Genomic DNA, 19,126 nt, shown 5'->3' on the forward strand with positions numbered 1-19,126 from the left:
TTACTTAAGAGATTTTAGACAGCTTCTTAATGTACTTCTATAATTTCGATAAATTACAGCCAAAGATCGAAGCGGATCTGATGGCTAGGAGATTGAAATAGAGCGCGTAGACCACGGGTTGACGCGTTTGAATAAGGACTCCTCAATTAAAATCCTGGTTTTGGATTTTGGTTGAGGAGTCCTTATTCAGTTAGCGTCAGTTGGTCGGAGCGTGTTTTCTACTATGTAGGGAAATAAGAATTCACTTCAAAGTATGCTTAATTTTGTCAAAGCACGCTCTTCACAGCACTCCGCGTGATAAGCCACATTACCATTTGATTAGATGAGGGAGCTTATCCATTTTCGGCTAACTATTCCTTTGGCCTTGATCACAAGCATAATAACGCTACAACGTAAGATTGATGTGGTAGCGTTATTGTGAGATAATTGATTTTGAGGAAGTGATCATATGGACATCAAATTAAAAGAAGTTATTCAACAACATGCTAAAAAGACTCTCACCACAACAGAGCTAGCGCGCCGGGCTAACCTTTCCAGAAGTACCGTAACCGACGCACTTAAACGCCCGATCAACAAAACTTCATTTGGAGTAGTCACTCAATTATTGCTTGCTAGTAATATTCCACTAGAAAGTGTTGTGTCCCATCCGGAGTTAACCGCTGCTCAGGAGGAAGTCCGCTTCCTTAATCAATGTTCTTTAAAAGGTTTAACCATCATGGGGATTAAATTTAGTACACCGGACCATTTTTGGAAAACCAGAGATAGTATCATCACGAGTATCTATGAAGGTGACCAGCCAACCAAAGCGGACGTTAATGATGCTTATCAGCAACTCGAAAAACACGTTCCAACCGCCACAATGATTGATCGCTTGGTGCATGAATACGGTGGTCACCAGTGAACCCCAAAGACGATGCTTTATTGCCCAATGGAACTTTCAAAAACAAGGTTCATATTACGGATCAAAAAGCCCTCCAGGCATTGGAATATCGCATTACTAAGCTTAAATATCGAACCCTTCCCAACTACTCAATCACCAATATTGACGTTCTCAAAAAGATTCACGCTTGGTTATTTTCGGATTTGTATCCCTGGGCTGGTCAATATCGAACAGTTAACTTAAGCAAAGGCTCTACGAATTTCATGCCTTATCAATTGTTTCATGAAGCAATTCCGTACTTAAATCAACAGATTGACAATCTTAATACGACCAATTATCCAAGTAAAACCCTATTTGCGACCGATTTGGGACAACTGCTGACTGACATCAATCATTTCCATCCATTTCGTGAAGGCAACGGGCGCACACAGCGCTTATTTATTACGCGACTAGCTGATCAAAATGGCTTTGAAATGCATTTAGCCCGAAATTCACCCACTTACGATCTTTATATGCAAGCATCAATTAGAGATAGTGCCGATTTAATGACCAAAGCAGTTCTTAAGTCACTAAAAATTACCCGAGCTTAATGACATGAATGGTTTTGTGGCCGTCAAGTCCTATAAGAAAGGAACCCACCTGAGTGTCAAAAAGTTGGTCAAGCACAATTTAACCACCCGCTATCAGCTCAGCAACGGGACCTATGTCACCGCGAACAAAAAGTTGGTAATTCAGGGAAATTATTAAGACATTTATTGATTAACCTGCAAATCCAATCACACTTATAGGTAAATCAAAATCACCCCTCTAAAATTAACTTTTAGAAGGGTGATTTTTAGGTTGCTGGAAGTTTTTACCTTACTTATGCAGCTGGGCTTTCACATCTTCAATTGACAAGTGATTCATCAGACGCTGAACTTCAGAGACCACATTTTCTCGCTGCATTTTCATGAAGTGGAGATTTTTCATTGCTAAATCAACGTACTGAGCAGTATCTTTAGCATCCATATTGGTCATCCCTTTTCGTTCCTTTTTATGTAGATTAGGAAGCGGAGACTTGCCTTTGAGCAACCTTTGACCCAAAACCAAAACTGGGCGTTTCGGTTCCTTGGCATCTTAGTGAAAACGTGCTGCACCAAGCAGAAAGCTGCACATAAGCACTTTGGAGAAAAATTCCAAACCCGGGAATTTCTCTCCAAGGAGACTTACACTCCGGTTTCTAAACGCCTGGATCCGCTCACTCTTCTTAGGACAGCTCCTCAAAGCAGGGATCTGCACATAAGCACCTAAACCAAAAATCCCAGGCCCGGGGATTTCTGGTTCAGGCAACTTATGCTCCGATCCCTAACCGCTTTGTTCCGCTCACTCTTCCTTAACCTTCAATTTATTCTCTTCCATAACTTTATTGGTGTAATAAGCCAAATCATCAATCGCTTGTTCATTCTGTTCACCCTTTTGAGTTGCGACATGTAGATTTTGCTGCGCAACCGCCCAATAAACTAAGTTGTCAGTTATTGGTAGGATATCGCGGATAATTTGAAACTGGAGATTATCCTTATTCGACGTTCTCATGTTTAAATAGTTATCCCAATCAGTGACCATGCGAACCCCTGAATGCTCTTCCTTAGAAAAGGCTTCAATAATCACAAAATGGGAATTTTTATTTGCCTCAGACAACTGCGCCTTTAACACCTTAATTTGATCCGGATCTAATTTGATTGCCACGTGATCACCCCCATCTTACGCATTTATGATGCCAACAGACCGATTAATTAATTGATTATCTTTAAAAGCCGCCAACACTAATCTAGCAACTGCTTCGTTTGAAACTTCACCATTAGGCATTGCTTCACCTTCATTAAACAATTGGTACTTTGAATTGGCTCGATCAATTAATTTTGGAACCCTAATAATAGAATACGGAATTTCCGACTCATCAACAATTTTTATTGCATATCTTTGCTGTTTTATAAACTCTGTTAAATTTTTGACGTTCTCATAACTTGGCTGAACGGGTAATTCATCATCAACCCCAGCATATGAAAGCATCACAAAATGACTGATCGGCGGCTGCACGTCATCAATACCATCAAATAACGCTTCAAAATCCAAGTCAACATCGTTAGGACCCAGTGCGGTAAGAATCCAATCAACCCCCTGCAAATAGGTCGCGTAGCTTGCAGCATCTTGGAGATCACCACTATATTCTTGGTAATCAATCTCTGATTCTCCCACAAGCAACTTTTTAAGCGCCGGGACCACTGAATGATGTTCATTTAGAATCAACAATTTTTTCAAGGCTTAACTTCCTAACCTAAATGGTTTGTTATTCATTTTATATACCCCATGGTTAATATGTACCATATATAGGTCAAGAAATCAAAGGGAATTGAGTCATCCAACCATTAGTAATTAAGGATTAGCTTCAAGTTTCCCTCGTTAAAGTTACCTTAACTCGTCGCCCTTAATCTCTTCCACCGGGTTCACGTTAAATTTTGGCTTAATTTGTAATTCCTTAATCCGTTTTTCACCCCACTCATACATTTGATTGAGGATTGGCATCAATGAACGGCCACGGTCCGTAATTCGATAGGTTACTTTTACTCGGGAGTCGGTAATGACTTCTCGCGAGATCAAGCCATCTTCGACCATTTCCCGAAGCTGATTAGTCAATACCTTATGGGTAACCCTTGGGAGCAGCCGCATCAATTCATTAAATCGATACGGGCCATCCGTTCCTAAATGGAATAACACCACAATTTTCCATTTGCCGCTAAACATTGAGAGCGTCAATTCCTTCGAGCAACTATAATCACCGTTTTCTAGGCGATCCTTAACGTCTTTTCTGATGATGTCGGTCATTTTTTTACTCCTTAATTATTTAGAATGGATTTGTGAAATGATGGGAGGTCTATTTTTGCTTGAATGGGACTACTTCTCAAATCAGGGATCTGCTCATAAGCCTTCGCCACAAAAAATTTAAAACTGAGATTTTTATTTTCTTGGCATCATAGTAAAAACGTGCTACACCAAGCAGAAAGCTGCACCTAAGCCACTCCATTCAAAAATCCAAACCCAGGATTTCTGAATGGAGTGGCTTAGGCTCCGCTTTCTAACCGCTTGGTTCCGCACTCTAACCGCTTTGCTCCGCTCACTTCTTCCAGGACAGCTCCTCAAAGCAGAAGCTTGCACATAAGCTACCCCACTCAAAAATCCCAGACCCGGGGATTTTTGAGTGGGGCAACTTATGCTCCACCTTCTAACCGCTTTGCTCCACTCACTTTTCTTTAAGCGCACCTACAAGTGCGTTATTGTATCAAATTAATGCCAAGTATAAAATAGATACCATGCTTTAACAAGAAAGGAAGAGAATCTATGAGTAAAATTGCTGTAATCGTAACAAATGACGTTGAGGATATCGAATATACTTCTCCCGTTGACGCCTTGAAGGCTGCCGGTCATGATGTTACCGTGATTGAAAATAAAGCCGGTAACGAAATTAAAGGGAAACATGGCACCAGCATTACTGCTGACAAGTCAATCGCTGACGTGACTCCCGATGACTTTGACGGCTTACTAATTCCTGGAGGCTTTTCACCCGACCAGCTTAGAGCCGACGATCGGTTTGTGAATTTCGTTAAGACATTCTTATTAGCTGACAAGCCGACCTTCGCAATCTGTCATGGACCACAACTATTCATCCAAACTGGTCTAGTAAGCGGTCGTACAATGACTTCTTATCTAACTGTCCAACCTGATCTGTACTATGCAGGTGCCCGCGTTAAGGATCAGTCAGTTGTTGTCGATAACAACTTGGTCACTAGCCGCACCCCCGACGACTTGGATGATTTCAACGCTGCGATGCTAACTGTTTTGAAAAACAATTAAATAGTTTCCCTATTTTATGGAAACAATTACGATGATTGTTCCTAATTAATTCGCATATTGAGCATGTTCATACTATAATGATAGTGTGAACATGCTCTTTTTTATTAATATCCGAACGATAGGAGTGCTATTATTTATGTTAAATTCAATTGCCCACTTTTTTGATTTCGAGGGAAGAAAAACCAACTTCCGTACCGAAACGATTGCTGGGATCACCACCTTTGTTTCAATGGTTTATATTTTATTTGTTAATCCAAATGTTTTAGGTGTTAGTGGTATGGACAAAGGAGCCGTTTTCACCGCAACTGCCCTTGCCTCTGCGTTCGGCTGCTTTTTAATGGGCTTTCTCGCGAACTATCCAATTGCCATTTCCGCTAGTTTAGGGATTAACGCCTTCTTTGCCTATTCCGTTGTGATTGGGATGAAGGTTTCATGGCAAACCGCGTTGGCAGGCGTCTTTGTGGCTTCCATCATTTTCATGATCTTAACCGCCTTAAAGCTGCGGGAAAAAATCATCGATTCAATTCCAGCGGATCTCAAAGCCGCAATTGGTGGCGGGATTGGGTTATTTATCGCCTTCATTGGGATGAACGACGGCGGTTTAATTGAAGCTAATAAAGATACCTTGGTCAGCCTGGGCTCATTTCAAGTCGGGACAACCTGGTTAACCATCTTTGGGTTGATCGTCACCGTTATCTTAATGAGCATGAAAGTTCCTGGTGCCATTTTTATTGGAATGGTGTTAAACGCCATCTTGGGGATGACAACTGGCTTAATTCCCTTGCCTCATCAATGGGTCGCCGCAATGCCAAGCTTGGCACCAACATTTGGCGTTGCCCTCACCCACATTGGTGATATCAATTCGCTCCAATTAGTTGTCGTTGTTCTAACCTTCCTGTTAGTAACCTTCTTTGATACGGCTGGAACTTTAGTTGGCTTGGCAGAGCAGGCTGGCTTTATTAAAAACAACAAGATTCCCCGCATTGGTCGGGCATTGATTGCCGATTCCTCAACCATGCTAGCGGGATCTTTGCTGGGTACATCTCCAATGGGTGCCTTCGTTGAATCATCAGCCGGGATCGCGGTTGGTGGTCGAACTGGTTTCACCGCCATTGTGGTGGGCATCCTATTTATCTTAGGGACTTTCTTCTCACCACTATTAACCGTCATTACCAGTCAAGTAACGGCACCAGCACTAATTATTGTCGGTGTTTTGATGGCGCAGTCATTGAAAAACGTTCACTGGGAACAGTTCGAAATTGCGGCACCAGCCTTCATTACGCTGGTTGGTATGCCATTCACTTACAGTATCGCTGACGGAATCGCCCTTGGCTTTATCACCTATCCAATTACGATGATCGCTGCCAAAAGGGGTAAGGAAGTTAGTGCCATGATGTATGGGTTGGCCGTTGTCTTCGTCTTCTTCCTTTGGATATTGAATCGATAGCATTGATCTACAAGACAGTCGTGCAACATGTCAGCACTGTTTAGAAAAGTCTCAAGCCTATTTAATGGTTGTTCTCTGCTTGGAAAAGCGGTAGAGTTAAAGGGTTGTCTTGACAACTGAATAATTTACAAGGAAGGAATTTATAATGAATTCTAAGACTAATGTTCTCGGCATCGACAGTGTGCTTGATCTAACCAAGGCTGCCGTTGTTGCTGCACTCTACATCGTTTTGACGATGGTCTTTGCAGCCGTAAGTTACGGGCCCGTTCAATTCCGCTTTTCAGAAGGATTGAATAACCTGGTTGTATTTAACAAACGCTATATCGTTGCAATCACGTTAGCGTGCTTTATTACCAATATCATGTCACCCAACGGCGCTATTGACATGGTTGTTGGGACGTTTGAAACCCTGATCAACTTAGTGACGATCTATTTAGTTACCAAGCATATGAAGTCACTAGTTGCGAAATTAGTTGCCTCCGTTCTGATCGGGACATTCTACATGTTTATTATTGGATTTGAAATTGCCATTATCGGCCACGCAGCATTCTGGCCAACGTTCTGGGGAACTTACCTCACCGCTGGAATTGGGGAATTTGTTACCATGACAATTGGTGCCGTGGTTGTTTACCTAATCAATATGAGATATGATTTAGCAAAATAAGCATAGCGGCATAATCCTAATCGAGGATGCCAGGTTTGCTTAATTGAAAAGACACCGCCAATCAGATTCTTTCGATTGGTGGTGTCTTTTTATCTACCAAATTTTTCAATCCATTTAGTTGTTTCCGCTTCCAAACCCACTATACTGAAGATGTGAGTGAAAATAATCACAATAATTTTTGAGGAGGTTATTTTATGACAGAATTATTTGCTAGTCCAAGTACTTATATTCAAGGTCCTGGTGAGCTATTTAACAGTTCAACTTACATCGAGAAGTATGGCAAAAAGGTTTTGTTGCTATCGGATTCAACCGTTCTGAAAATTGTTGGTAATGATTTTAACGACTACTTAACTAAAGCAGGCTTCGATGTCAACTTGGTAACATTCAAGGGTGAAGCTTCTGAGACAGAAATTGACCGAGTTACGAAGATTGGCAAGGACAGCGGCGATCAAATTATCATCGGCCTTGGTGGCGGTAAGACAGCCGATTCAGCTAAAGCCATTGCCGATAACCTAGGGATTGCGGTGATGATTGCCCCAACCATCGCCTCCACTGATGCCCCTTGCTCACGGCTTTCAGTTATTTACACCGATGCCGATCAGTTTGATCACTATCGTTTCTACAAGAAGAATCCTGAAATCGTCTTATTAGACACCAAGGTCATTTCAGGGGCTCCTGTTCACTTACTGATCTCTGGTATGGCGGATGCATTGGCAACCAATGTCGAAGCAACTGATGTTCGAACCGCTAACGCCGATAACATGTTAGGCGCAAAGCAAACCATTGTAGCCGGCTCAATCGGGCAAGCCTGCGAGGACACCCTATTCGAATATGGGCCGCTAGCCATTTCAGCCAACAAACAGCACGTTGCTACCCCCGCATTAGATAAAGTGGTTGAAGCCAACACATTACTGAGTGGTTTAGGATTCGAAAGTGGGGGCTTAGCTGCTGCTCATGCCATTCATAACGGCTTTACCGCCCTTTCTGGTGACATCCATCACCTGACTCACGGTGAGAAGGTTGCTTACGGTACTTTAGTTGAACTGATTCTCGATGGCAGCGATCAGAAACGCTTCGAGAAATTCTTAAACTTCGATCTGAAGCTCGGTCTGCCAACCACCTTAGCAGATCTGCACCTCGGTGACGCTTCCGATGATGACTTGATGAAAGTTGCTACCCAAGCCTGTGATAAAAATGACACGATGAAGTGCATGCCGACTGATATTACCCCAGACGACGTTTTTGCCGCTATTAAAGCGGTTGACGAGTATAGTTCAGACTACCAAGGTAATGAATTCAGAGAATAAGCTCGTTGTGAAAAAATAAATAAAAAATAGCTAAAGCTGTCGTTCACATGATTCCACGTGAATGACAGCTTTAGCCATTTTCTATTTAAAAACTGGTTCACTTTTACCCATTCATAATCTCAATCAACTTATCAATCTTTGCCGGCGTGACTCCCATTGTCGTAGCAGCCCGCAACGGCATATTCCGAAACATCTTAGCTGCTGGATCATGATCATCTGCTAGTTTCTTAAATACGTCAGTTAACCCAACTTGTTCAACCGCTTTAGCAAATTTAGCCTGGGCCATCAAATCACCAATATAGGTACTTTGATCAATGTGGATTTGCTGTTCCGGTGCCCAATCCAATTCAACTGTGTCACTTAATCGAATATCTGTACTGCTTGAACCAATTAAAACGTCATACTGGCCATTATCAACTTGCCAATCAGCTTTTCTGGGATTATACCAACTAAATGCCCGTTGATCCAACTCAAAGCTAACGGTTTTTTCTTCACCAGGTACCAATGATACCTTGACAAAGTTAGCCAACGTCTTGATTGGTTTTTCGATTTGGCTCGTCCGATTACCAACGTAAACCTGAACAACCTCGGCACCTGATCGTGACCCCGTATTCTTAACTTTAACGGTTCCTGAAACATGGTCACCGGTAACTTTTAATTGTAAATCTGTGTATTTGAACGTCGTATAACTCAGCCCGTAACCAAACGAAAACTGGACCGGTTGCTTTTTCTTATCATAGTACCGATACCCCATAAACAAGCCTTCACGGTAATTCTCATCCTGCAGATCCGCATCAAAGGTTAAATAACTTGGCGTATCTTCTAGTCGCAGGGGGAAAGTCTCCGCCAGTTTGCCAGAAGGGTTTACTTTCCCACTCAACACATCCCAAGTAGCTTCACCCACAGCTTCACCTGCTAAGTAGGTCTCAAGCATGCCGGCAACGTGATCAGCCCATGGGGTTCTTACCGCTGAGCCATTTTGAAGGACAACGACGACATGCTGATTAACCTGGCTAACCGCCTCAATCAATTGGTTTTGATTAGCTGGCAAATCAATACTTGTCTTATCAAAGCCTTCAGATTCCAGCCGCTCTGGATACCCAGCAAAAATAATCACCTTGTCAGCTGACTTAGCAACATCTACTGCCTCGGCAATCGCCGCTTGGTCAATACGATCAGCCGTTAATGAGTAACCTGCTACAAACGTTGCATCGGGCCGAACTTGGTTAATCGTTTCTAATGGTGTGACTAACCGATGGGCATTGACGTGAGAACTCCCACTGCCCTGGTAGCGGGGATGGGCAGCCAATTCCCCAATAACTGCCAATTTATCACCCTTATTAATCGGTAAAACGGCATTTTCGTTTTTCAATAAGACAAAACTATTGGTGGCAAGTTTGCGGGCAAATTCATGTTGTGCTTCCATATCATATGGATTAGCTTGCTTTGAATCGGCTGGCTGCCAGTCTTGGATCATTTTCAACACTCGGCTAACCGCTCGATCCAAATCCGCCTCGGCTAACGAGCCATTCTTAACTGCCGTCACAATTTCATCAACTGACTGGTCGCCCTTTCCTGGCATCTCCAAGTCTAGCCCTGCCTTAATTGCTGCGGTGTGATCAGCTACCGCACCCCAATCAGACATCACTAAGCCCTTAAAGCCCCATTCATCACGTAAAATATTGGTTAGCAATCGCCGGTTTTGTGAGCTAAGGGTGCCGTTAATCGCATTATAGGAACACATAATCGTTGCTGGATTTGCCTGCTTCACAACTTTCTCAAAGGTAGCGAGGTAAAGCTCCCGTAATGTTCTTTCATCGACATTCGAAGATGAGGTGAAGCGTCGGTTTTCGCGATTATTAGCCGCAAAGTGTTTGACACTAACCCCAACCCCCTCAGCTTGGACACCTTTAACATAGGCAGCAGCAAGTTCTCCTACGAGATAGGGATCTTCCGAAAAGTATTCAAAGTTTCGCCCTGCTAATGGGCTTCGCTTTAAGTTAATTCCTGGGCCTAGCAGTACGCCAAGCTTCTCAGCTGTAGCGGCAGTTCCTAGTTGATGACCAAGCTGATTTAACTGCTCCCGGTCAAATGAACAGGCCGTTAACGCCGATGCCGGAAAACAAACTGCTTCAATACTTTCATTAATGTCAGTTTGATCCGGGGTCCCTAATTGCTTACGTAGCCCAGATGGCCCATCAGACATCATCATTGGTGCCAGACCAAGGCGGTCAATTGTGGCGGTGTACCAGGAGTCTTTTCCGGACACTAACGCTGCCTTTTCTTCCAAGGTTAATTGAGACATAACATGATGCTCGAATTTCATGGTATTGATCACTTCCAATTTATATATTAAATGGCCTTATATCATTTATTGCTCACTTCATTTAATGATGAAAAATCAGCCTGACACCCTGCATATCCAAAGCCTTATGAATCGCCATCGACGCACCACCCAATAACGTTGCTAGGTTGACATCCTTTGACATAACTAACGGTGGTACCAATGGCATAAAGGTTAATTTCATTTGAATATTTTTCAGGACTTCCGGGATTTGTTCAATCAACGGCGAATTAAAGAAGATCATTTGGGGATCATAGGCCGCAATCAAATCGGCAGTCACAATCGCCAAATGGTAACAGAAATTCTCAATCAAATCGGCAATCACCGCATCACCGCGATTATAATCTGCAACCAGGTCTACTAAAGAATAGGTTTTATTTTTTTTGAGCGCCCCAGCTTTTTTAATAATTTTTGTTTGCGACCATTCAGAATCAAAATTTGGTAACGCCGTCAACCGCCGCTTTTTCCGACTCGCATCTTGAATAATAATCTGACCAATTTCACCGGCCTGGCCATAATTTCCCGTATATAATTGGGTATTCAAAATAATTCCAGCGCCAATGCCTTCGTGAATACTAACAGAAACGATGTTTTGCAGCTCCTGCTTGCTAAAATCCTGTTCAAAGATTGCCGACAAGTTGGCCTCATTTTCCAAGATAACTGGAACAGCGTACTTGTCATGGAAAAAGCCCACCAAATCAAAATCGTCATAGTCGACGAACGGCGACGTGATGATCTCACCCTCATAAACAACCCCAAAAATTGCGACCGAGATCGCGACCAGGCCATTGACTGAATCAAATTTTGGCAGCTGATCAATCTGTTCTTCCATCATTAAAGCAATCTCAGAAATTGACTGATTATTAATTGTCTGGATGCTATGTTCGAGGGCCCGCCCGTCCAGCTTAGTTGCCAGCATTTCCAACTCATGACCAGAAAGGCTGAAATTAATCACATACCCATATGAGGCGTTAAATTCCACCAGTTCGGGCTTACGACCACTAGTGCCCGTCGACTTATCTTCTCCAAGACTATTCACCAATTTTCGGTCAATGAACGTGCCAACAATATCTGAAACGGACATCTTATTTAGACCCAACAACTTTAAAATCTCGTTTCGAGAAATTGGGCCGTTATTGATGATTGCTTGTAGAACCGACCGCTCGTTATGATTTCGCATCACTTCTTTATTAATAATCATGTTATCCGCTCACTTTTCTGAGATTATTCGGATTAGGCTGCTGTAAAGCAGGGTCTGCATGGAAACACCTTGGCAAGAACTCTCAAAATTTAGGAAACGCTATTCTTGGCTACATAGCGGAAACGTGCGCCACCAAGCAGAGACTTGCACCTAAGCCTTCTCCGTCAAAAATCCAAACTCAGGATTTCTGAATGGCCTAACTTAGGCTCCGCTTTCTAACCACTTGGTTCCGCACTCTCTTAGGACAGCTCCTCTAGGCAGAAATTTCCACATAAGCACCTCAACCACAAATTCCAGAACCGGGAATTCCTGGTTGAGGAGACTTATGCTCCAATTTCTAATCGCCTAGCTCCGCTCACTAAACTTCTTCGTTTTCCTTCTTATGCTTCGCTGCCAAATCCGTCTGCATTTTCTTTTCAATACTATCAACATGATAGAACATCAAGGCGATGGCGGAAAGAGCGAATCCTAATAATGGCACCCAAATATAATTCAATTCGATTCCATGGAGAGCAGCTGCGCTTTGATCTTTGTTGGCAACGTATCCCGTAGTTGAAAGAATCCAACCGGTAATCACACCACCAATTCCCATACCAAACTTAGCACTGAAACTTGAAAACGAGGTTACAATTCCTTCTGCCCGCACACCATTCTTCCATTCACCATAATCTACAGCGTCCGCCAGCATGACGGCAATTAGGCCTGATACATAGCCAGTTCCTAAGTACCCAATAATGGTAGCGATAATAATCACCGTCACACTAAGATGGGTGGCCCCAACGCTTAACAGCAATTGACCCGCAACGGCCATGATCATCCCAGCTAACATTGTATTTCGCTTTCCAATCAACCGAGAAGTTAACGGTGTCAAAACAACGGCTAATAAGGACACAAATTGCAAGCTCAAAACAAACGATGCTAAACCCGCATTATTCATATTGTATTTAAAGAAATAAACGGTTACCTGTGAACGGGTTTGCATCCCCATCCAATAAATAAAATTGATGAAGATGATAATTGCCCACGGCCAATTTCGCTTAAGCGCCTTGAGAGATTCCTTAATCGGGATTGATTGCCGAGAACTCTTGGTTTGAACCCGTTCCTTTGTATTCTTGAAAACAATGGCAAAAATCAGGACAACAATAATCCCAACAATTAAGGCCCAGATAAACCAGCCATGGGCACTTGTCGTTGAACCGCCGCCAAAGAAAGCAACCATGGTTAGGGTAATACCGGTGATAATTGCAGCGCCGGCAGTCCCCATAAATTGGCGAATGGTCGATAACGTTACTCGTTCCTGAGGGTTACTCGTTAATGATGGCAAAATCGAAGTAATTGGAATGTTAACTGCTGAGTAGAGCACGTCGACCCCAATATATGTGATGTAAGCCCAGACAAGCTTGCCGGTTAAACTAAGGTTTGGCGTCGTAAATACCAGCACACAGAAAACCGCAAATGGAATCGAGAACCACAACCAGTAGGGCCGGCTCTTGCCCCACTTAGTATGGGTATGATCGATCATAATCCCCCAAAATGGGCCATCAAACGCGTCAACGATTCGGGCGACCAAGAATAAAGTCCCTACTGCCGCGGCACTAATTCCAAATGTATCGGTATAGAAGATCATTAAATAAGTGCCAACCATTTGAAACGACAAATTACAGGCAAAATCACTTAAACTATAGGAAAAACGTTCGTTCCACGGCACCATATTCTTAGCAACTGCCGTGGGTTTTGGTTTGGGTTCTCCGTTAGAGACCGTTTGATTCATAATGAACACCTCGTAAGATTTGTTTAACATTAATAAACTCAACTTTCAAATCGAATTATATTGTAACCGATTACATAAGTCAACGATAACTTTTAATTTTAATTTGCATTTTTTCGCTTCGCCTTCTATCAAGCTATTATCAATGCTATACCACAAACGTTTGCTTTTGAAAGCGTTGACAAATTAACTTGAGCAACTTACACTATGAGTGACAATTAATAAATTCAACTTTCAAATACAATTTTAGAGGTGTCGATTTATGAAGTTCACTGATGGTTATTGGCTGACCCGGCCTCAATACGAGATCCAGTCGCCAAAGGAAGTTTTTGATTTTAGAAAGACAGCTGATTCATTGACGCTTTACGCGCCATTTAACAAGATCAACGATCGCAACGATGAGCTCAACTTGGGAATGACAACAATTAAGTTAACTTCACCAGTTGAAGGCGTGATTGGCATTAAGCTCACTCATTTTGACCAGAACAATCCAGGACCTTCGTTTGAGTTAGAAAATGAGCATCCAGAAGTTATGATCAATACTGACGATAAGGAATTGTCATTCAAATCAGGATCGCTAACTGCCAAGGTGCCTTTCAAATCCGACTTCGAACTTGACTTTTTACATGATGATAAAGTTATCACCAAGTCAATGGAGAAAGCAGAAGGAGTTATCCACGATAAGGACACCAACAAGCATTACATGAGAGAACAATTGTCCATGGGCGTCGATGAATTGATCTACGGCCTGGGCGAACGCTTCACCGCTTTGGTTAAAAATGGCCAATCCGTTGATATTTGGAACCGTGATGGTGGTACCGGTAGTGAGCAAGCATATAAGAACGTGCCGTTCTATCTCAGCAGTGAAGGCTATGGGGTCTTCGTTGACCAACCGGAAAAGGTATCGTTTGAAATCGCTTCAGAAAACGTCGACCGCACCCAGTTTAGTGTCGAAGGTGAATCCCTCCAATATTACGTCATCGATGGACCAACCCCTAAAGATGTTTTAAACAAATATACCCGTCTGACTGGTCAAATCTCTTTGCCCCCAGCTTGGTCATTTGGCCTCTGGCTATCGACGTCATTTACCACCGACTACCGTGAAGAAACCGTCATGAAGTTCATCGACGGCATGCGGGACCGTAAAATTCCACTCGACGTCTTTCATTTTGATTGCTTCTGGCAAAAGGGCTTCGAATGGTGCAATTTCCTCTGGGATCCAGAACAATTTCCTGACCCAGAAGGCTTGATTAAGAAGATTCATGACCGCGGAATTAAAGTCTGCGTTTGGATCAACCCGTACATCGCCCAAAAATCACCGTTATTTGAAGAGGGTCGCAAAAACGGCTACTTCGTTAAGCGAGGAGATGGTAACGTTTGGCAGTGGGATCTCTGGCAAGCTGGGAATGGTTTCGTTGATTTCACTAACCCTGACGCTGTTAAGTGGTACCAAAGCAAGCTAAAAGCCCTCCTAGATATGGGAGTCGATTGCTTCAAAACTGATTTCGGCGAACGGATTCCAGTTGAAGACGCTGTGTTCTTTGACGGTTCTGATCCAAAACGCGAGCATAATTACTACACCTATCAATATAACGAAGCCGTTTATGACCTTCTCAAGGAAGAAAAAGGGGCTGACCAAGCGGTTGTCTTCGCCCGTTCGGCTACAGTTGGCTCCCAAAAATTCCCAGTTCATTGGGGTGGCGATAACTTATCTCGCTACAAGTCAATGGCTGATTCATTGCGTGGCGGCCTCTCCTTCTTAGTTTCTGGATTTGGTTTTTGGAGTCATGATATCAGTGGGTTTGAAGAACATGCCACCCCTGACTTGTACAAACGTTGGACCCAATTTGGCCTCCTATCATCCCACTCCCGTTATCATGGGAGTGTTCAGTACAAGGTGCCGTGGCTGTTTGATGAAGAAGCGGTTGAAAATACTCGCAAGTTCGTGGATCTAAAGTTATCATTGATGCCTTACCTGTTCAATGAAGCCGTTAATACCCACGAGACCGGGACTCCGCTCATGCGGCCAGCCTTTCTTGAATACACTAATGACCGCAACACTTACTTCCTAGAACATGAATACATGCTGGGTAGTAAGCTACTGGTTGCCCCAATCTTCAACGCTGAAGGCGACGTGAAGTATTATCTGCCAGCTGGTAAGTGGACTAATATCCTCACTGAACAAAGCTACGACATTTCGAAAGGTGGCGAATGGCTGGCTGAAAAGTACGACAACCTGAATTTGCCATTGTTAGCCCGCGAAAATAGTATTATCCTGCGGAACCCTAACGCGGAACACGCTGAGTACGATTACACCGATGCTCCGGACATCAATTGTTACGAAATTGCGAATGGCACAAAAGTATCGACCCGCGTTGTTGACGAACATGGTGACCATGCTGGGTCAGTGACGGTTAGTCGGCAAGGCGATCAATTGACGGTTGCCACTAAGGGCCTGAAGGGACAGTCTAAAGTCTTTATCCACGAAAATGGTGACGTTAAAGAATTCGCTATGAGTGGTGATGAATCAACGTTTACAATTTAAGACTATCGAAATCAAAAAGCGATCCTGACAACTGTTTGAGTTGTTGGAATCGCCTTTTACTTACTCCAAGCTTCTAATTATTCACTGCTTACAGTCCTTTTGTGTCGACAGGTAAACTAAACAGTTTATAATCTAAAAAATTCCGACTTTTTATCGAGCGTTTTTATCAAGTTTATATTCTTAATTCCAGACACATAACGGCCTGACGTACCTTTTTCAAATCTTTAGAAGTTTATATCAAGCCGTTATGTTCTGGTATTAAAACACCTCGCACTTTGTATGCCAGCTAACTTATTTTTCGATTTCTATCTTGCTGGTTTTAAAGATAACAATCGATGATCAACTAAATTTAGATATACTAACGCTGGTATGATTGATAAGATTGCAAGCATCACTGTTGCCGCAACAATAATCCCACCGGTAAAAGTATTTACAACTGTATCAAGCGCAAATACAATGATAAAGTGTAATCCGATTACCCATATGAGCGCATTAGTAGCAATTCGGACGCAAAAGTATAGCAGTGCCAGCAAAAAATCTAGCCCAAAGGTGACATAAAAGTTTGTTGGGCTCATGTTTATCATCCCAAGTATGTATGGAAGTGCGATTAGTGATGCGTTAAGAAACGAAGTTATTAATGCCGTCACAGTCATTTTAAACTTGATGTTATTATAATAGTTAATCAGTTGTATGATGGCCGCCGTGAACAACCCTCTAAAAATATATTCCTCTGTAATGGCAGAGGCAAGCGCTAAGATCCCCGCACCAATTAAAACTTTAGAAGAATGATAAAAATGGAAGGGAAGTGCTTCGAGAACGACAAACATTCCTAGTATAATTCCCATAATCAACTCAGTGGTAATCATTTGTTTGTTGGCCATTAAATGCTTCTTAAAAATTCGATTGGTCCCCAATAACCGCCATGATTCTATCAAAACGATTAATGAGTAAATAAGTTGAATACTTCCTTGTGCAATTAGGGATGCATCTGTCATAAAAGCACTAATGAACATTAGTAGAATAAAGAAGATGAACGAAATTAATAGTTGTTCACCCCAGGAACTCTTATTATCTTCAATCATGTTTGTCCCTCCTTAACATAAAAATCATTTTCTGAGCATCAAAATAGCAAAGAACTATCGGCCCAAAAAGAATGATAGTCAAGTTAATCATCAAATTCTTGAAATAGTTAAAGGACGAATCGGAAATATTCTTATACGACTGAGTCTGCGAATACATAAATTCCCAAGGGTTTGATGTCACCCCATTAGGAGACCAAGTCCGTTCCTTATGATTAGATTGAATATCTGAGTGATGTAATCTGAGCGCCTTATCCTTATAAGTTTCAAATTCAACTTTATCTTTACGATACAAGTGTGAATGACTGTATCGAACCAGCGGAATCACAATCAAACAATTCATTAGAAAATATAGGTCAATCATCGTTAAATTAAGCGTAATGTGTAAATGACTTACGTTAGTTGTTACATAAGAATATGATATTCGCATTCCATTATCATAAAGATACACAATTAGTAGCGGGACAATACCGCTTAGTACATATTTGAGATATTCAATCAATACATTAATGATTTTCATTACGGTCACTTCTTAAATGAATACTATGTAATTAATGATGACAAATAGCTCTTTACAACTAATATTTCGCTTACATTTTCTTAGAGATAAGTTAGAAAATTATTAATATAATTAACATATTATTAATAAGCAACTCTGTCAAGCTTACAAACAATAACAGCCTTTATAATCAGAAAATTTCTGGCTATAAAGGCTATTATATTGAGATTTACTTTACTTACTACAATTCAATTACTTCCGAACGCGCTTCTTTCTATCCCTTTTCAATAAAATTAACACCGATTATTTATCATGATATAACTAAACAGTAATTTTATTGGGTTAATTATACCCCCCATCTGAAAATGAAAAGTGCTTTTACGCATTTATTACAAGAAAGATTGGAGAAAATAACAATCAACTCTTCTGCCAGCTACCTATTCATTAATAATCAATAATAATCGATAATAATCGATAGCAATAAATAATCATTTAAAGTTTTTACTTTTAACCACATTTAATAATGCGGCCATCATCTGACAATCCGAAGTTTCAGTTAGGTATAACGACTGACATCGTGTTACTGAATACTTTTTTATTCTTTTTGTTCAACCCTGTCTAGTACCCATTTTTGTACCTCTCTTAGGTCGTCATCTGTCGCCAAATCAGCAATAAAATGCTTAGTAATTGACCGTTTATTTAGGTATTGCGTGCGTTCACGATGTTTCTTTCGCCATCGTTCGTTGGCTTCTCGTTGCGCTTCTGTGTACTTTGGCTTTGTCATTTCTATCACCTTATGATATTATTGTATGTGAAAAGTAGCCATCGGAGTGCGATCCGATAGCTACAAACGTGAATTAGAATGATGCGGGTGGCTAATCGTTTTTAACGGTTAGCTTTTTTCATATTACCATACGCAATTGATAAGCACACTATCCCACGGCAAATAATGTAAAATGCCGTGGCGCAAGTTATTGCGAACGTATAAAATACCTCCGACCCATTCACTTCGACATGGCAACCACCTCCGTGAATTAAAATAATTGAGGGGTGTAGACCATTCGAAATTCACTAGGCTAGCAAGTCAAGTAATGAACTGAGCTTACTAACTTGATTTTATTATATACTCATATGAGTATTCACACAAGCACAACTCAAAGCAACTGCTTTGCAAAAGAGTTACTTCATAATTTTACATTTCCCTGCTATGGTAGCTTCCAGGTTGACAGATGAAATAATATAAATCATCTATCAATCTGGAGGCCTTCGTAATGCCTAGATCAATGTATAGTGCGGAAGAAAAACTAAATATCATTCAGAAATTCAAGCGTAGTCCTTATGGTCTACGGAAGTTTATTTCGGTCCATTCAATTAATCTTGAGAAGAGTACCCTGCTTCGTTGGCTTCACTTGTTTGAACGTGATGGCATTGACGGTCTTAGTGAACGCAAGCATTGGAATCGATATTCACTTAAAACTAAGCAGAAGGTGGTCCGGGAATATCT

Annotated in this window: 18 protein-coding genes and 1 pseudogene; 9 read left to right on the top strand and 10 right to left on the bottom strand. The window is 41.8% G+C overall.

Annotation, left to right across the window (positions count from 1 at the left end; all coding sequences use genetic code 11):
- Positions 1-448: 448 nt before the first annotated feature.
- From FC98_RS12420 to FC98_RS15215, 3 genes are read left to right on the top strand one after another with little or no spacing between them, the layout of a single operon-like run.
- Entirely contained in the window at positions 449-901 is a 453-nt protein-coding gene (locus FC98_RS12420) for a winged helix-turn-helix domain-containing protein (RefSeq protein WP_056949661.1), read from the top strand.
- Entirely contained in the window at positions 898-1,470 is a 573-nt protein-coding gene (locus FC98_RS12425; protein WP_054655804.1) for a Fic/DOC family protein, read from the top strand. Before FC98_RS12420 ends, FC98_RS12425 begins: the two co-directional genes overlap by 4 nt.
- Positions 1,471-1,474: 4 nt before the next feature.
- The gene (locus FC98_RS15215) at positions 1,475-1,627 is read left to right on the top strand and encodes a DUF5776 domain-containing protein (RefSeq protein ID WP_008858475.1); all 153 of its coding nucleotides are present in this window, start codon (positions 1,475-1,477) and stop codon (positions 1,625-1,627) included.
- 111 nt (positions 1,628-1,738) lie between these two features.
- Here FC98_RS15215 and FC98_RS15005 read toward each other — a convergent pair whose 3' ends face one another.
- The 4 genes from FC98_RS15005 to FC98_RS12440 form a co-directional block, all read right to left on the bottom strand.
- Positions 1,739-1,888 (bottom strand): hypothetical protein, encoded by a 150-nt coding sequence (locus FC98_RS15005; protein ID WP_169788695.1) that lies wholly within the window; start codon positions 1,886-1,888, stop codon positions 1,739-1,741.
- A 354-nt stretch (positions 1,889-2,242) separates the two neighbouring features.
- Complete coding sequence (locus tag FC98_RS12430; protein WP_008858473.1) at positions 2,243-2,605, bottom strand: hypothetical protein; 363 nt, start codon at positions 2,603-2,605, stop codon at positions 2,243-2,245.
- A 15-nt stretch (positions 2,606-2,620) separates the two neighbouring features.
- Positions 2,621-3,178 (bottom strand): SDR family oxidoreductase, encoded by a 558-nt coding sequence (locus tag FC98_RS12435; protein ID WP_054655808.1) that lies wholly within the window; start codon positions 3,176-3,178, stop codon positions 2,621-2,623.
- A 147-nt stretch (positions 3,179-3,325) separates the two neighbouring features.
- Positions 3,326-3,742: a winged helix-turn-helix transcriptional regulator gene (locus FC98_RS12440; protein ID WP_054655810.1), complete on the bottom strand. Its 417-nt coding sequence runs from the start codon at positions 3,740-3,742 to the stop codon at positions 3,326-3,328.
- Positions 3,743-4,255: 513 nt separating this feature from the next.
- Between FC98_RS12440 and FC98_RS12445 the strand changes: the two genes are divergently transcribed.
- The 4 genes from FC98_RS12445 to FC98_RS12460 all read left to right on the top strand — a co-directional run bounded on the left by FC98_RS12445 (position 4,256) and on the right by FC98_RS12460 (position 8,186).
- Positions 4,256-4,768, top strand: a complete 513-nt coding sequence (locus FC98_RS12445) for a type 1 glutamine amidotransferase domain-containing protein (RefSeq protein WP_008858027.1) — start codon at positions 4,256-4,258, stop codon at positions 4,766-4,768.
- Positions 4,769-4,904: 136 nt separating this feature from the next.
- Positions 4,905-6,215 carry an NCS2 family permease gene (locus tag FC98_RS12450; RefSeq protein ID WP_040471939.1) on the top strand — a complete coding sequence of 437 codons (1,311 nt, stop codon included), beginning with the start codon at positions 4,905-4,907 and terminating at the stop codon, positions 6,213-6,215.
- A gap of 145 nt (positions 6,216-6,360) precedes the next feature.
- The gene (locus tag FC98_RS12455; RefSeq protein WP_008858029.1) at positions 6,361-6,879 is read left to right on the top strand and encodes a QueT transporter family protein; all 519 of its coding nucleotides are present in this window, start codon (positions 6,361-6,363) and stop codon (positions 6,877-6,879) included.
- Between the two features lie 194 nt (positions 6,880-7,073).
- Positions 7,074-8,186, top strand: a complete 1,113-nt coding sequence (locus FC98_RS12460) for a glycerol dehydrogenase (protein WP_056949662.1) — start codon at positions 7,074-7,076, stop codon at positions 8,184-8,186.
- Positions 8,187-8,289: 103 nt separating this feature from the next.
- On the opposite strand, the gene FC98_RS12465 is transcribed toward FC98_RS12460, so the two are convergent.
- From FC98_RS12465 to FC98_RS12475, 3 genes are all read right to left on the bottom strand, one after another.
- A complete protein-coding gene (locus FC98_RS12465) occupies positions 8,290-10,512 on the bottom strand; it encodes a glycoside hydrolase family 3 C-terminal domain-containing protein (RefSeq protein WP_056949663.1) in 2,223 nt (740 codons plus the stop codon).
- Positions 10,513-10,573: 61 nt separating this feature from the next.
- Entirely contained in the window at positions 10,574-11,731 is a 1,158-nt protein-coding gene (locus tag FC98_RS12470; protein WP_056949664.1) for an ROK family transcriptional regulator, read from the bottom strand.
- A gap of 358 nt (positions 11,732-12,089) precedes the next feature.
- A complete protein-coding gene (locus tag FC98_RS12475; RefSeq protein ID WP_050806302.1) occupies positions 12,090-13,502 on the bottom strand; it encodes an MFS transporter in 1,413 nt (470 codons plus the stop codon).
- Between the two features lie 259 nt (positions 13,503-13,761).
- Between FC98_RS12475 and yicI the strand changes: the two genes are divergently transcribed.
- Entirely contained in the window at positions 13,762-16,044 is a 2,283-nt protein-coding gene (yicI, locus tag FC98_RS12480; RefSeq protein ID WP_056949665.1) for an alpha-xylosidase, read from the top strand.
- Between the two features lie 305 nt (positions 16,045-16,349).
- On the opposite strand, the gene FC98_RS12485 is transcribed toward yicI, so the two are convergent.
- The 3 genes from FC98_RS12485 to FC98_RS12495 form a co-directional block, all read right to left on the bottom strand.
- Complete coding sequence (locus FC98_RS12485) at positions 16,350-17,126, bottom strand: CPBP family glutamic-type intramembrane protease (protein WP_056949666.1); 777 nt, start codon at positions 17,124-17,126, stop codon at positions 16,350-16,352.
- Positions 17,119-17,643 (bottom strand): hypothetical protein, encoded by a 525-nt coding sequence (locus FC98_RS12490; protein WP_008858037.1) that lies wholly within the window; start codon positions 17,641-17,643, stop codon positions 17,119-17,121. Before FC98_RS12490 ends, FC98_RS12485 begins: the two co-directional genes overlap by 8 nt.
- Before the next feature lie 574 nt (positions 17,644-18,217).
- Positions 18,218-18,406 carry a hypothetical protein gene (locus FC98_RS12495; protein WP_056949667.1) on the bottom strand — a complete coding sequence of 63 codons (189 nt, stop codon included), beginning with the start codon at positions 18,404-18,406 and terminating at the stop codon, positions 18,218-18,220.
- 487 nt (positions 18,407-18,893) lie between these two features.
- On the opposite strand from FC98_RS12495, the pseudogene FC98_RS12500 reads away from it, so the two are divergent.
- Positions 18,894-19,126: pseudogene (locus FC98_RS12500) on the top strand (helix-turn-helix domain-containing protein); the annotation flags it as partial.

The sequence above is a fragment of the Lentilactobacillus kisonensis DSM 19906 = JCM 15041 genome, from assembly GCF_001434135.1.
Classification (GTDB): Bacteria; Bacillota; Bacilli; order Lactobacillales; family Lactobacillaceae; genus Lentilactobacillus; species Lentilactobacillus kisonensis.

What these genes read in the sequence shown, in the direction of transcription:
- FC98_RS15005 (WP_169788695.1), bottom strand. Translation starts at nt 1,888, where the DNA reads ATGGATGCTAAAGATACTGCTCAGTACGTTGATTTAGCAATGAAAAAT.
- FC98_RS12440 (WP_054655810.1), bottom strand. Translation starts at nt 3,742, where the DNA reads ATGACCGACATCATCAGAAAAGACGTTAAGGATCGCCTAGAAAACGGT.
- FC98_RS12490 (WP_008858037.1), bottom strand. Translation starts at nt 17,643, where the DNA reads ATGAAAATCATTAATGTATTGATTGAATATCTCAAATATGTACTAAGC.
- FC98_RS12485 (WP_056949666.1), bottom strand. Translation starts at nt 17,126, where the DNA reads ATGATTGAAGATAATAAGAGTTCCTGGGGTGAACAACTATTAATTTCG.
- FC98_RS12495 (WP_056949667.1), bottom strand. Translation starts at nt 18,406, where the DNA reads ATGACAAAGCCAAAGTACACAGAAGCGCAACGAGAAGCCAACGAACGA.
- FC98_RS12470 (WP_056949664.1), bottom strand. Translation starts at nt 11,731, where the DNA reads ATGATTATTAATAAAGAAGTGATGCGAAATCATAACGAGCGGTCGGTT.
- FC98_RS12445 (WP_008858027.1), top strand. Translation starts at nt 4,256, where the DNA reads ATGAGTAAAATTGCTGTAATCGTAACAAATGACGTTGAGGATATCGAA.
- FC98_RS15215 (WP_008858475.1), top strand. Translation starts at nt 1,475, where the DNA reads ATGAATGGTTTTGTGGCCGTCAAGTCCTATAAGAAAGGAACCCACCTG.
- FC98_RS12465 (WP_056949663.1), bottom strand. Translation starts at nt 10,512, where the DNA reads ATGAAATTCGAGCATCATGTTATGTCTCAATTAACCTTGGAAGAAAAG.
- FC98_RS12450 (WP_040471939.1), top strand. Translation starts at nt 4,905, where the DNA reads ATGTTAAATTCAATTGCCCACTTTTTTGATTTCGAGGGAAGAAAAACC.
- FC98_RS12455 (WP_008858029.1), top strand. Translation starts at nt 6,361, where the DNA reads ATGAATTCTAAGACTAATGTTCTCGGCATCGACAGTGTGCTTGATCTA.
- FC98_RS12475 (WP_050806302.1), bottom strand. Translation starts at nt 13,502, where the DNA reads ATGAATCAAACGGTCTCTAACGGAGAACCCAAACCAAAACCCACGGCA.
- FC98_RS12460 (WP_056949662.1), top strand. Translation starts at nt 7,074, where the DNA reads ATGACAGAATTATTTGCTAGTCCAAGTACTTATATTCAAGGTCCTGGT.
- yicI (WP_056949665.1), top strand. Translation starts at nt 13,762, where the DNA reads ATGAAGTTCACTGATGGTTATTGGCTGACCCGGCCTCAATACGAGATC.
- FC98_RS12420 (WP_056949661.1), top strand. Translation starts at nt 449, where the DNA reads ATGGACATCAAATTAAAAGAAGTTATTCAACAACATGCTAAAAAGACT.